The organism is Kribbella amoyensis (genome assembly GCF_007828865.1).
In the GTDB taxonomy this organism is placed as follows: Bacteria; Actinomycetota; Actinomycetes; order Propionibacteriales; family Kribbellaceae; genus Kribbella; species Kribbella amoyensis.
Genome location: NZ_VIVK01000001.1, coordinates 3,842,861 through 3,856,324 on the forward strand (window position 1 = coordinate 3,842,861; position 13,464 = coordinate 3,856,324).

Sequence of the window (13,464 nt, forward strand, 5' to 3'; positions counted from 1 at the left end):
GATGGACGTCGAGTCCGCGGTGGTGTGGTCGCATCGAGCGTCGCGCCGGAGTACCTGGACGATGGTCGAGGTGGTTGCCGACGGCATCCGGGGCGTCGGCGAACTGTCCGACGGCGCGCCGGTGGATGCGTTGGTCGCGGCGGCGCGGTCGGTGGGTTTCTTGATCACGGGCCTGCCGGTGGAGAAGGCGCGGGTCGCGATGCAGGACGAGCTGGTGCGGCGGCGCCTTGCCGGTGACGGGTTCCTGTGGTCGACCGTGCTCGGTGGGTACGAGGCCGCGTTCGCCGACCTGGTCGCCCGGATCGAGGGGCGGGCCTTGTCCGAGTCCCTGGGGCTGGGTGCACCTCGGCCGGTGCGGCTGTACGCCAATCTCAACCGGCGGTTCGGTGCGGACGGGCCGGCCGCGATCGTCGCCGAGGCGTTGTGCGCGATAGGCAACGGATTCACGGCTGTGAAGGTGGCGCCCTTCCTGGACGCCCACGCGGCTGGGCTGTCGGGTACGCGGTTGATCGCGTTCGCGCTCGACTTGGTGGCCAGGGTGCGATCGGCGATCCCAGCCGGCGTCCAGCTGATGGTGGATTGCCATCACCGGGTGCCCGCCGACCACCTCGCCGTGGTGACGCGGGAACTGGCCGGGCTGGCGCTGTACTGGGTCGAGGACCTGGTGGCTGACCGATCGGGGCTGGAATCGGCCGCCGAGGGCGGGCTCGCACTGGCCGCGGGGGAGCACGTGTGGGATCCCGTGGTCGCCGCGGCAGCGTGTGCCGGCGGAGCGCTGCGGTACTGGCTCGTCGATCCGAAGCATGCCGGTGGACCGGACGGCGTGGCCCGGATCGCCGAGGCCGTGGGGGAGACGCGGTTGACCTTCCACAACCCGAGTGGCCCGGTCGGTACCGCGCATGCCGCTCACCTGGCCGCCCTCGGTGGCGATGGCACGTGGCTCGAGTACGCCTGGGGCGAGGCGGACCGGCTCACCCTGATCGAACCCGCCGAGACGGTGCTCGACGGCACCCTGCGGCCGATCGGTCCGGGGATCGGGATCGGCACGGCCATGACCCGACCGACGACGACGAAGGAAGCGCTGTGACTTGGTTCGGACCCGTGTCGACGCTCGGCGAGTGCCCGCGCTGGGACGCCGCGACCGGCACCCTCACCTGGGTCGACATCGACGGTGGCACCTTGCACCACGCGACGCTCCACGGCACCGACTGGAGGACGCGGACGACGCACCTCGGCGCACCGCTCGCCGGAGCGCTCGCGGTCGACGACAAGACGTACGTGGTCGCACTCGGCACCGACCTGGTCGAGTGGTCCGAGGTGGACGGGTTCGGTGAGCGGACCCGGTTGCTGGACTCGGACGCCGTCCGGCTGAACGAGGCGGTCACCGATCCCCGTGGACGCGTCTGGGTCGGGAGCATGGCGTACGACTGGACCGCGGGGGCCGGTGCCTACTTCGTCCGCGAGCCCGACGGACGCGTCCGTCAGGTGATCGACGGCGGGACCATTCCCAACGGGATGGGGTGGAGCCCGGACGGCACGGTCATGCACACGACCGAGACGCGACCTGGACGGATCACCGCGTGGACCGTGGGTCCGGACGGCGATCCGGTGGAGCCGCGGACGGTGGTCGAGGCCGACGGGTCGGACGGTGCACCCGACGGGCTCGCGGTCGATGTCGACGGCAACTTGTGGAGCGCGTTCGCGGGTGGTGGGCACGTCACCTGCTTCTCGCCGTCGGGACGGGTCCTGCACCGGGTCGACGTCCCGGTGCCGTTGACGACGAGCTGTTGTTTCGCCGGGCCCGACCGGGACCGGCTGGTGGTGACCACCGGGACCAAGCGGCTGGACGCTCCCGCACTGCAGCGGTTCCCGGAGTCCGGGCGGGTGTGGGACGCCGGGCGGGTGGGGGCCGTCGGGGTCGAGTTGACACGAGTCGGAGAGGAGTGATCGTGGCTGTTGCGTTCCCGGCGATGCGCGGCGGGCGACGAACGAGGTACCAGAACGGGTGGGCGTTGCTGTTCCTGGCGCCCTGGCTGATCGGGTTCCTGGCGTTCACCGCCGGACCGATGCTGATGTCGCTGTACCTCGCCTTCACCAAGTACGACCTGCTGACCGCGCCGAAGTGGATCGGCTGGGGCAACTTCGGCCGGATGTTCGGCGACGACCCGTTGTTCCTGCAGTCGCTGAAGGTGACAGCGATCTACGTGGTCGTGGGCACTCCGCTCAGTCTCGCCTTCGCCCTCGCGGTCGCCGTCGTCCTCAACCGCGGTCTGCGCGGACTCGACTTCTACCGCTCGGCGATCTACCTGCCGTCGTTGTTCGGCGGCAGCGTCGCGATCGCGGTGCTGTGGCGGAAAGTGTTCAACGGCGACGGCCTCGTGAACCAGATCCTCGCCCTGGTCGGGATCACCGGGCCGTCGTGGATCTCCGAGCCGCATACCGCGCTCGGTACGCTGATCGCCCTCGAGGTCTGGCAGTTCGGCGCCCCGATGGTGATCTTCCTGGCCGGCCTGCGGCAGATCCCGCGGGAGTTCTACGAGGCCGCCCAGGTGGACGGGGCGAGCCGGTACCGGCAGTTCTGGAGCATCACGATGCCGCTGCTGAGCCCGATCGTGTTCTTCAACCTGACCCTGCAACTGATCCGGTCGTTCCAGGCGTTCGCACCGGCGTTCATCATCAGCGACGGCTCCGGCGGACCGGCCGACTCGACGCTGTTCTACTCGCTGTACCTCTACCAGGAGGGCTTCGTGAACTTCGACATGGGCTACGCCGCCGCGATGGCCTGGATGCTGGTGCTGCTGGCCGGCGCCGTGGTGGCCGTCAACTTCCTCTTCGGCCGGTACTGGGTGCACTATGGCGACTGAGCGACTCACCGCGATCTCCGACGACGCCGAGGCGCGTCCGGCCACCCGCCGCTGGGCACCGGGCCGCCGGCTGCTGGCGCACTTCGCGCTCGTCGTGGTCACCCTCGTGATGCTCTATCCCCTGGTGTGGATGGTGGCCAGCTCCTTCAAACCGACCGACGAGATCTTCTCCCAGCCCGGCCTGATCCCACGGCACTTCGAGCCGTCGAACTATGCCGAGGGCTGGAAGGGTGTCTCCACCGCGTTCAGCATCTTCGTCGAGAACTCGCTGTTCATCTCGGTGGCGGCGATCATCGGCAACGTGTTCTCCTGCAGTCTCGCGGCGTTCGCGTTCGCGCGGCTGAACTTCATCGGCCGCCGGATCGCCTACGCGACGATGCTGGTCACGCTGATGCTGCCGACCCACGTCACGCTGGTGCCGCAGTACATCCTGTTCAACAAGCTGGGCTGGGTGAACACGTTCTACCCGCTGTTCGTGCCGCACTTCTTCGCCGTCGACGCGTTCTTCGTGCTGCTGATGGTGCAGTTCATCCGCTCGCTGCCGAAGGAGCTGGACGAGGCGGCCCGGCTGGACGGGTGCTCGCCGTGGAAGATCTACCGGCACATCGTCTTCCCGTTGCTGCGGCCGGCCCTGGTGACCACGGTGATCTTCACCTTCATCTGGACGTACAACGACTTCTTCAAGCAGCTCATCTACCTGAACGACGTCGAGCTGTTCACCGTACCGCTGGGGCTGCGGCAGTTCCTCGACTCCACCGGTGACTCGTCCTGGGGCCCGATGCTTGCCATGAGCACCCTGGCGCTGGTGCCGCCGCTGGTCCTGTTCGTCACGTTCCAGCGCCGGATCGTCGACGGCGTCGCCACCTCGGGCCTGAAGGGATGAGCCCGCCGGTACCAGTCGCCCTGGTCACCGGCGCCGGGGGTGGGATCGGCTCAGCGGTCGTGACGACGCTGGCGAAACACGGCTGGGCGGTGGTCGGCGTCGACCTGGTGGACCGCCCGGCCGGGCTCGATGTCTTCGGATCGACGGAGTGGGTCGTCGGCGACGTGCGCGACGAGTCGACCATCAGCTGCGCGCTGGAGGCCGCGACTGGTCTCGGTCAGGTCTGCGGACTGGTGACAGCGACGCTTGCCGAGCAGCGGGGTGCGCTGGACAGCCTGGACCAGGCCGCGCTCGCCGCGGTGTTCGACGTACAGGTCGCCGCGGCCTGGGCGTGGAGTACGGCGGTCGTCGCCGCCGCTTCGGACGAGTCGTCGATCGTGCACATCTCCAGCGTGCACTCGCAACGGGCAGCGGCCGGTATGGCGGCGTACGCGATCGGGAAGGCCGCCCTGGACGCACTCGTGCGGGCGGGTGCGGTCGAGTGGGGTCCGCGAGGGATCCGGTGCAACGCCGTACTCCCCGGATTCGTGCCGGTGGAGCGGAACAAGGCCCGCTGGTCGGACCCCGATGTGGCCGGGAACCTGCTGGCCAACCATCCGCTCGGCCGCTTCGTCACCGCCGAGGACGTCGCGCAGGTCGTCGCGTTCCTCCTCGGCCCGGAGGCCCGCGCGATCACGGGCGTGGCCCTGCCGGTCGACGGCGGGATGCTCGCGATGCTCCCGCGCTGGGCCTGACCACCTTCACACCAGACAGAGAGGCGCACATGGGATCCGCGCGACCGAACGTCCTGATCATCCTGGTCGACGACATGGGGTACTCCGACATCGGCTGTTACGGCGGCGAGATCGGTACTCCGGCGATCGACAGCCTCGCCGCCACCGGGGCCCGGCTGACGAACTTCTACAACACGGCGCGCTGCAGCCCGTCGCGCGCGTCGCTGCTGACCGGTCTGCACCCGCATCAGACCGGCGTCGCCGAACTGGTGAACAACGACGGCCCCGGCGGGTACCCGGGCAGCCTGACCGAGCGGTCCGCCACCCTGGCCGAGACGTTCCGCGCCGCCGGGTACCGGACCCACCTGACCGGCAAGTGGCACCTGTCGAACGAGCGGGAGCGGCCGGACGGGAGCTGGCCGACGCGGCGCGGGTTCGACCGGTTCTGGGGGACGATCAGCGGTGCCGGGAGCTACTTCCAGACGACCACGTTGCACGACGGCGAGACCCCGGTACCGCTGTCCGAGCTCGGGCCGGACTTCTACTACACCGACGAGATCGGGACGCACGCCGCGGCCGCGATCCGGGACCAGGGCGACGACGGCCAGCCGTTCTTCGGGTACGTCGCGTTCACGGCGCCGCACTGGCCGTTGCACGCCAAGGAGTCCGATCTGGTCGAGACACGCGGCCAGTTCGACGAGGGCTGGGACGTCCTGCGGACCCGTCGTCGCCGGCGCCAGCTCGACGCCGGGATCTGCTCCGCCGACGCGACACTCGACCAGCGGGACCCGGCCGTTCCGGCGTGGGCGGACGAGCCCGAGCAGAAGTGGCAGCTGGAGCGGATGGAGGCGTACGCCGCCCAGGTCCGGGCGATGGACCGCGCCGTCGGGACGATCCTGACCGCGCTGGACGAGACCGGGCAGCGGGACAACACGATCGTGCTGTTCCTGTCGGACAACGGTGGGTGCGCCGAGGAACTGCGCAGTGACGCGGAGGCCGCGGACCAGTTCCGCCGGCAGCACCTGATCATCCCGCCGAGCGCGCCCGACGGTACCCCGATGCGGGTGGGCAACTCGCCCACGATCCGGCCGGGCACGGCGGACACGTACACGAGCTACGGCCAGGCCTGGGCGAATCTCTCGAACACCCCGTTCCGCCTGTACAAGCGCTGGGTCCATGAGGGCGGGATCGCGACTCCGCTGATCGTGTCGTGGCCTGCCGGCGGTCTGAGCGACGGCGTGTTCGACGCACCGCACCAGCTGACCGACATCGCCCCGACGTTGCTGCAGGCAACCGGCGTCCCGGCGGTCGTCGAGCGGGACGGGCAGTCCTTGCCGGCCCTGCGAGGTGTCAGCATGCTGGACCTGCTCCGGGGTGGATCCGGCGTCGAGCACGACCTGTTCTGGGAGCACATCGGTAACGCCGCGGTCCGGTCCGGCGACTGGAAGCTCGTCCGCGAGTACGAGGGCGCGTGGGAGCTGTACGACCTCGCTGCGGATCGGAGTGAGAGCAACGACCTCGCGGCGGAGCACCCTGAGCGGGTCGAGGACCTCGCCGCGAAATGGCAGGCCTGGGCGGACTCGATCGGCGTGATCCCGTACGGCGATGTCCTCGCGGCCCGCGCGTCGATGCCGAAACAGCCCGCCTGAAAGGACGACGGACATGAAGAAGCGAACAGGGGCGATCGCCTTGGCGCTGATCGCCGCCGGCCTGACGCAGGTGCAGTTGCCGGCTGACGCGCGACCAGGTGACCGGGTCGCGATCCGGGTGGATCAGGGGCCACTGATGATGGCGGACGGCGTTCCCGCGCCGCCGATCGCGCCGGAGATCTTCGGGGCGAACGCCCGCTGGATCGACGACGAACTCGGCGCCTGGGACCCGGCGACCCAGGGCCCGGCGGCGGGCTTCGCGGACGCGGCCCAGGTAGCCGATCTCGAGCTGATCCGCTATCCCGGCGGGACGGTGGCGAACTTCTTCGACTTCAAGAAGGCGATCGGGGCGAAGACGATGGTGATGGTGCCGTCGATCAACCAGACCGCCCAGGACGCGGCGGACTACGTCGAGTACATGAACGCACCCAGCGACGGAGCCGCGACCAACCCGAACGGGGGGACCGACTGGGCCGAGGTACGGGCGGCGAACGGTCATCCGGCGCCGTACGGCATCAAGACGTGGGAGTACGGCAACGAGCCGTTCCTCGACGGACAGCGGTACTGGCGGGACCTCGACCAGCAGACGCGGGTACGGCAGTTCATCGAAGGCGGGTGGAGCCGGCAGACCGCGGCGTCGGCGACGTACCAGAACGACGACGGGCTGTTCAGCGGCTGCGACCTGGTGAACCGCAAGACGAGCACGGGTGCGGGCGGACAGACGTACCGGACGCGCTACCCCCCGATCGCGCTGCCGGCCGACACGACGCCCGGGTCCGGCCCGATCGCGGAGCCGGTGCTGACCGTGAACGGCGCGCGCTGGACCCGGGTCGACTCGCTGGCGACCGCGGGTCCGGCCGATCAGGTGTACCAGGTCGGGACGGCCGACGGCACGGTCACCTTCGGGGACGGTGTCCACGGCGCGATCCCGGCGAATGGCGCCACGTTGAGCCTCGAGTACACAACCGGGCGGCACGACGGGTTCCTCGATTTCGTCCGGGCGATGAAGGCGGTCGACCCGGGGATCACGGTCTGCTCGGGCTGGGGCAAGCCGGAGTTCGTCGATGCCATGGGCAAACGTCCGTACGACTGCCTCGGGATCCACTCCTACACCGACCAGCACGGCGGGGACGCCGAGGGCGCGTACGACTCGACCGAGCTGTACCAGCAGCTGATGAACGCGAGCGACCGCCCGACACAGGAGCTCGTCGACCTCCGCAAGCAACTCGGCAAGTACTTCCCGGATCCGCGTCAGCGGCCGGATCTCACCGTCACCGAGTACGGCACGATCAGCCAGAACGGGCCGACCGGGGTCGGGACGCCGAGCAACTTCGCGGCGATGCAGATGCACAACGTCTACCTGGCCACGATGCTGATCGGGCAACTCGGCAACGGCGTCCAGCTCTCCGTCAACTCGAACCTGAACGGCGGACCGAACGCCGACCCGGCGAAACGGGACTGGGGCAACATCCTCGCCTCGCCACCGGGCTTCGGGATCACCGGCCGGTCGATGACGCTCACCCTGGCCGCGCCGATGATCGGAGCCGCACCACGCCAGGTGACGGTCGCCGGGAACCCGGTCGTGGCTGGGCAGAACTACACAGCCATTGTGGCCGCGGCGACTCGGACCAAGCACGGGTTGCAGCTGCTGGTCGTCAACCGGAGTCTCGACCAGGCGCTGCCGATCACCGTCGATCCGGCCGGCGGACCCGCGGTGAAGTCGGCCCGGCAGACGACGGTGACCGACGACGACATCACGGCGTACAACAACGACCAGGCACAACCGGTGCAGCCGGCAACGAAAACCCTGGCCAACGACCCGAAGGTCGACGCCGAACTCCCACCGCACTCGGTCAGCCTGATCGAGCTTTCCTCCTAGACGGCGTTCGCCCTGAGAGCGGCGACGAAGGTCTCGGGGGAGCGGTAGACGGCGTCCAGCATGATCGCGGCGGCGGCGATGCCGAGGGCGTGCGGGCCGAAGGCGCTGGCCCGGATCCGTGCCTCGACGTCGCCGCCCCGGTCGACCGCGAGCTTGGCCCGCGCACTCTCGCGCAGGACCGCGACGTGGTCGACCGGAGCGGCGATCCCGCCACCGATCACGACGAGTTCGGGATCGAGCAGCTCGATCAGGGTCGCCGTCGCGGTCCCGACCAGGGCGGCCCGATCCTGGAGCAGCCGGCGGGCCCGGGCGTCACCGTTCACGGCGAGGGCGAACACGTCGTACACCTCCTGGTCGCCGCTGATCAGGCCGGCCGCGCGGGCCCGGCGGGCGACCTCGAGGTCCCCGCCGACCGCGGCGAAACAGGTCCGGCTGCCACAGGTGCACGGCTCGCTGGACCGGCCCGCGACGGGGAGGTGATCCAGACCGCCGGCGGCCGAGTGCGCGCCCCGGTACGGGGATCCGTTGAACACGTACCCCGCGCCGATGACGTTGCCGACGAACAGGTGGATGAAGTTGTCCACGCCGGTCGCCGCGCCGAACCAGTGCTCGGCCAGCGCGAGTGCCCGGACCTGCGAGTCGACCCGGATCGGCCGGTCCACCAGGTCGCCGAGCATCGCCGCCAGCGGGGCGTCCTGCCACCCGAGGACCGGCTGGCTGTGCACCTTCCCGGCCGCGCTGTCGACCCAGCCACCGGTACTCGCGCCGACCCCGAGCACGGTCAGGTCGTGCGTGTCGAGCATCTTGTGGACCGAGCGCGCCACACTCCGTACCAGCGGCCGGAGGTTGGTGGTCCGCTCGGTGGTCGGGAGTTCGGCGATCAGCCGGCCGCGGAGGTCGATCAGGCAGGTCATCGTCCGGTGCAGGCCGAAGTGCACCCCGATCACGCCGTACCGCGACCCGTCGATGGCGACCGGGACCTTCGGGCGGCCCATCCCGCGCTGCGTCGGCTCGGTGACCTCGGTGACCAGCCCGGAGCGGACCAGGGCACCGGTCAGCCGGGTGACCGATCCGGTCGACATCCCGATCGCGGTGGCGAGGTCGGTGCGCGCGGTCGGTCCGGAGCGCATCAGCTCGCGCATGATCGTCGAGTAGTTCTGCTGCCGGATATCGCTCAGCTGGGCAGAACGCGGGACGGCTGTCATGCCGTCGGTTCTAGCACCGTGGGTCGGTCCGGTCCATTGACACCCCCGAACCGGGCCATTTAACTTCAACTCAGAGATAAGTTGGCGGAAGGAATCCGGAGTGAGCACACGAGCGACGTTCAAGCTGCGCGGGACCGTCAACGGGACGATCCGGCCGGAGATCTACGGGCAGTTCCTGTCCCGCCGCCGCTGGGTGGCCGACGAGGCGCTGCACAACCCCGGTCACCCGGACGCGGATGCCGACGGCTTGCGGCGGACCGTGGTCGACGCGATCACGGGTCTCGGTGCGCCCGTGGTCCGCTGGCCGGGTGGGTGCACGGGGACGTCGTACGAGTGGGAGCGCGGGGTCGGCCCGAGCGAGGAGCGCGACCGGACCGTCGACTGGCACTTCGGGTACGACGTCGGGAACGGGTTCGGGACCGCGGAGTTCGTGGCGTACTGCCGGCGGATCGGGGCCGAGCCGCAGATCAACCTCACCACCGGGACGGGTTCGCTGCGCGAGGCGCTCGCCTGGGTCGAGTACTGCAACGGCACCGGCGACTCGGTGTACGCGAACCTGCGGCGCTCGCACGGGTACGAGGAACCGTTCGACGTCCGGTACTGGCAGATCGGCAACGAGGAGTGGGGTTCCTGGGAACTCGGCCAGGTCGGCCCGCGGGACAACGCCGTCCGCTGCCGCGAATGGGCCAAGGCGATCAAGCGCATCGACCCGACCCTGAAGGTGCTCGCGATCGGCTGCTTCGAGCCCGCGCAGGCGGTCGACTGGAACCTCGCCCTGCTCCGGGAGGCGTGGGAGCACATCGACTACCTGACGCTGCACACGTACTGGCCGTTCGACCCCGCGTCCGAGGACGGCGGCTACGCCCGCGTCCTCAGCGGCCCGTACCGCACCGAGGCCGACATCGTCGCGATCCAGGGCCTGGTCGACCTGGTCGCCCGCGAGAAGCCCGGGACGCCGAAGCCGGAGCTCGCCTTCACCGAGTGGAACTGCGCCGACGCCACCCGGTTCGAGATGAGCCCGAAGTGGCGGCCGGGACAGACGCGGTACCGGACCGTGGACGCGTTGGCGGTCGCGTCGTTCCTGAACGTCCTGCAGCGTCAGTCCCACAGCGTCACGCTGGCGAACTTCGCCCAGACCATCAACGTCGTCGGCGCCCTCGTGGTCACCGACGACCAGGTGGTCCACGAAACCGTCTACTGGCCCCTGAAGCTGCAACGCCACCACAGCGGTACCGTCTCCCTCGCCGGTGACACGGCGACCACGACCGTCCCTGGCGAGACCCTCGAACGGACGTCGCTCGACCTTCCCGCGGTCGACATCAGCGCCTCGACGAACCCGGGCGACACCACCGTCTGGCTCTCGGTCGTCAACCGCGCCCGTACCCCGGTCCACCTCACCCTGGACCTCGGCCGGCCGCTGGCGACCAACCTCGTCCGCCTGCACCAGCTCCACACCGACGACCCGCTGACCCAGAACACCGTCACCACCCCCGACGCGGTCACCCCGACCTCCGAGGAACTCAAGCTGGACGACGACCGAACCGTCGAACTCCCGGCAAGCTCGTACTCGATCATCGAACTCACCACGGCCACCCCGCTCGCCGGCTGAGGGCACAAAGCGACCAGCCGGTGGAGCGCGGGGAAACAGCGCGCGCACGGTCGATGGAGAGCGGGCGAGACGTACTGACTCAGCGGCCGCGCCTGATTACGGTGGCGGCCATGGCCAACCACCCTCGCGGCCGTTCGGGCCGGGTCGAGCAGGCTGCGGACCCGGACGACGTCCAGGCCGTGGGGTACGGTCCCCGCGATGTTCCCCAGGCACCTGAGCGGTACGCCGGGCTGGTCGTGCACAAGGAGACCTCGGGACGGGGCGAGCGCTGGAACGACCAGCTGATGCAACCCGAGCCATCCGCGGTGTACGTGGTCGACGAACGCTACCTGTACGTCACCGACAAGGCGGGCCGGGTCACCCATGCCGAGGGGTGGCTCGGGTGGCTGCCGTCGGCGGAGAACGACGAGCGGCGCAATCTCCAGGCCCAGCGCGAAGCCGGCGAGCCGTATCGGCAGCGCGAGGACGACGGTGGGCATCTGTTCGCGACGTCGCTCGACGGGCCGGGTGAGGCGATCAACCTCACCGCGCAGTCGCGGACCCAGAACCAGGCGGTGAAGGGCAGCGACAACTGGCGCCGGATGGAGGAGAGCTGGCAGGCGCTGCGGGCCGCCGGGATCCAGGTGCACGCGAGCATCGACGTCCGCTACGCCGATGCCTCGTCGCGCCGGCCGTCGGCCCGGGCCGTCATCGACCGTCATGAAGGCAGCAGGTCTCCCCGGCGTATTTTCAAGGAGACCAAGCCGCGACCGACCCGGGGACACGAATGAGCGAGAAGCCCACCGAGATGGACACGATCGACACGATGGCCCGGGCGCTGACGGCCGCGCTGCCGGCCGGGTGGCGCGAGGTCAGCGCGACGTACCGGGTGACAGCGCCGTACGCCGAGCTCGACGCCTCGGTGGTGAACGCCGCCGGGCAGTCGGAGCAGGTCGACCCGCTGCCGGACGGGCTTGAAGGCCAGTTCGAGACGCTGCGGCTGCAGATGTACCAGCCGGGCCGGGGTGCGTGGCTGACCGCGAGCCTCACGATCACCAGGGCGGGCCGCTTCTCGACCGACTTCGACTACGAGGGCGAACCGTCGTGGTCGATTCCGGTCAGCGCGGAGATCTACGCGACCGATCTCGCCGAGTTCCCGCGCGAGGACGAGTACATCCCCGCGTGGCTCCGCGAGAAGGCCCGAAACCCGCGCTGACCCGCTGTGCTGCCTCGGGGGTACCCCTGGGCCCGCCCTGCGAACCACCGGCTCCCAGGAGTCGGTCCGAGCTGAGTCGAAGTCCTGACGGGTTTCAGGCACCGAAGAACCTTTTGTGCCCTGATCGCGTTCCAGCACCGACAGGCTCGACGACGGACAGGTGAGGTATGGATCGGGACGAGGATTTCACCGACTTCGTGCAGGCTCGCTCGACCCGGTTGCTGCAGTTCGCCTGGATGCTCTGCGGAGACAAGAGCCAGGCCGAAGACCTCGTGCAGAGCGCGCTCGAGAAGGTGTATCCGCACTGGGACCGGGTGCGTGCGGGCGACCCGTACGCCTACGTCCGGCGCGCGGTGACCAACCACCATCTGTCGTGGCTGCGGCGCCGGATCTGGCGGGAGCGGCCGGTCGGTGGCCCGCCGGAGCTCGACCGGACTTCGCGCGGTGCGGCGCCGGACGGTGCCGAGGCAATTTCCGGAAACCTGGCGATCACCCAGGCGCTGACGGTTCTGACCCAGCGTGAGCGGTCGGTCGTCGTCCTGCGCTATCTCGAGGATCTGAGCGAGAAGGAGACGGCGGCCGTCCTCGGGGTGGCCGTCGGGACTGTGAAGAGCGTGACGTTCCGGGCGCTTCGGAAACTCCGGACCACGTCGCTCGACGCGAGCATGATCGGAGAGCAGAGATGAGAGCCGAGGACCTGGCCCGGGCGTTGCAGTCGGTGCCGAACGCTTTCCAGCCACTCGACCCGGCCACGGTGATCGCCGGTCATCGCAGGCGGCGACGCCGTCAGGTGACGGCCGCCTTGGCGGCCGTGTCGGTACTGGTTGCCGCGGGGGTTGTCACCACGGTGGCCGGCTCCGGCCGGGACACGCTGCCACCGGTGGCCAGTACGCCGTCCACGTCACCCGAATCCGTGAGTCCGGCAGAGCGTGCCTGCCGTGCGGAGATCTCCGCTTCCGCCAAGCGGTCTGCCCGCCTTCCCGACGACTTGGCCGCGAAGATGGAGGTAGTTGCCGGCAGTTCGCTGCCAGGCGTCGCGGGGAAGGTGCTGGTGCTGAAGGGCCCGGACGTCTGGCTCGGCTGCGACACCGTGGCCGATCGGGGCCGCGCTGTCGTCAGCCAGGCGCGGCCGCTGGGCGGCGGGTCGTTCCAGGGCTCAGATTTCGCAACGGCCTTCAACGTGATCACCGTGAGCGGCAAGCTGACGGACTACTACTGGGCGGCCGGAATCCTGCCTGACGGGATCAAGCGGATCCGCTACCGCTTCGAGGATGGGTCCCGCGCCGATGCGAAAGTCGTCGGAAGCTACTGGATCATGCAGAGCCTGCAGACGTCGGGCAACGGACCGGCCGAGGTCGAACTGATCGATGCCGGCGGCAAGGTGGTGCGACGTCACCCGGTCGATCCGACGGGGTGCCCGCTCGAGACCAGAGGGTGCTGATCAGCAGAACCTTTTCCGCGCAGGCG

General features: G+C 69.8%; 13 protein-coding genes. 12 read left to right on the top strand and 1 reads right to left on the bottom strand.

Annotation, left to right across the window (positions count from 1 at the left end; translation table 11 throughout):
- Position 1: 1 nt before the first annotated feature.
- From FB561_RS18215 to FB561_RS18245, 7 genes are read left to right on the top strand one after another with little or no spacing between them, the layout of a single operon-like run.
- Complete coding sequence (locus tag FB561_RS18215; protein WP_170284697.1) at positions 2-1,087, top strand: enolase C-terminal domain-like protein; 1,086 nt, start codon at positions 2-4, stop codon at positions 1,085-1,087.
- Complete coding sequence (locus tag FB561_RS18220; protein WP_170284698.1) at positions 1,084-1,947, top strand: SMP-30/gluconolactonase/LRE family protein; 864 nt, start codon at positions 1,084-1,086, stop codon at positions 1,945-1,947. Before FB561_RS18215 ends, FB561_RS18220 begins: the two co-directional genes overlap by 4 nt.
- 2 nt (positions 1,948-1,949) lie before the next feature.
- A complete protein-coding gene (locus FB561_RS18225) occupies positions 1,950-2,864 on the top strand; it encodes a carbohydrate ABC transporter permease (protein ID WP_337692315.1) in 915 nt (304 codons plus the stop codon).
- Complete coding sequence (locus FB561_RS18230) at positions 2,854-3,747, top strand: carbohydrate ABC transporter permease (protein WP_145808225.1); 894 nt, start codon at positions 2,854-2,856, stop codon at positions 3,745-3,747. The genes FB561_RS18225 and FB561_RS18230 overlap by 11 nt, the downstream gene beginning before the upstream one ends.
- Positions 3,744-4,481 (top strand): SDR family NAD(P)-dependent oxidoreductase, encoded by a 738-nt coding sequence (locus FB561_RS18235; protein ID WP_145808228.1) that lies wholly within the window; start codon positions 3,744-3,746, stop codon positions 4,479-4,481. The genes FB561_RS18230 and FB561_RS18235 overlap by 4 nt, the downstream gene beginning before the upstream one ends.
- Positions 4,482-4,510: 29 nt before the next feature.
- Entirely contained in the window at positions 4,511-6,109 is a 1,599-nt protein-coding gene (locus FB561_RS18240; RefSeq protein ID WP_145808230.1) for an arylsulfatase, read from the top strand.
- Positions 6,110-6,122: 13 nt separating this feature from the next.
- Positions 6,123-7,988 carry a hypothetical protein gene (locus FB561_RS18245; protein WP_145808232.1) on the top strand — a complete coding sequence of 622 codons (1,866 nt, stop codon included), beginning with the start codon at positions 6,123-6,125 and terminating at the stop codon, positions 7,986-7,988.
- Here the strand turns inward: FB561_RS18245 and FB561_RS18250 are convergent.
- The gene (locus FB561_RS18250; protein ID WP_145808233.1) at positions 7,985-9,193 is read right to left on the bottom strand and encodes an ROK family transcriptional regulator; all 1,209 of its coding nucleotides are present in this window, start codon (positions 9,191-9,193) and stop codon (positions 7,985-7,987) included. The genes FB561_RS18245 and FB561_RS18250 overlap by 4 nt on opposite strands.
- A gap of 100 nt (positions 9,194-9,293) precedes the next feature.
- On the opposite strand from FB561_RS18250, the gene FB561_RS18255 reads away from it, so the two are divergent.
- The 5 genes from FB561_RS18255 (at position 9,294) to FB561_RS18275 (ending at position 13,438) form a co-directional block, all read left to right on the top strand.
- A complete protein-coding gene (locus tag FB561_RS18255) occupies positions 9,294-10,802 on the top strand; it encodes an alpha-L-arabinofuranosidase C-terminal domain-containing protein (protein WP_145808235.1) in 1,509 nt (502 codons plus the stop codon).
- Between the two features lie 110 nt (positions 10,803-10,912).
- Positions 10,913-11,572, top strand: coding sequence for a DNA/RNA non-specific endonuclease (locus tag FB561_RS18260; RefSeq protein WP_170284699.1), 660 nt, complete (start codon positions 10,913-10,915; stop codon positions 11,570-11,572).
- On the top strand, positions 11,569-11,997 hold the full coding sequence (locus FB561_RS18265; protein WP_145808239.1) for a hypothetical protein: 429 nt from the start codon (positions 11,569-11,571) through the stop codon (positions 11,995-11,997). Before FB561_RS18260 ends, FB561_RS18265 begins: the two co-directional genes overlap by 4 nt.
- Positions 11,998-12,164: 167 nt before the next feature.
- Entirely contained in the window at positions 12,165-12,683 is a 519-nt protein-coding gene (locus FB561_RS18270) for a SigE family RNA polymerase sigma factor (protein WP_145808241.1), read from the top strand.
- 23 nt (positions 12,684-12,706) lie between these two features.
- Entirely contained in the window at positions 12,707-13,438 is a 732-nt protein-coding gene (locus FB561_RS18275) for a hypothetical protein (RefSeq protein ID WP_145808243.1), read from the top strand.
- The last annotated feature ends 26 nt before the right edge of the window (positions 13,439-13,464 follow it).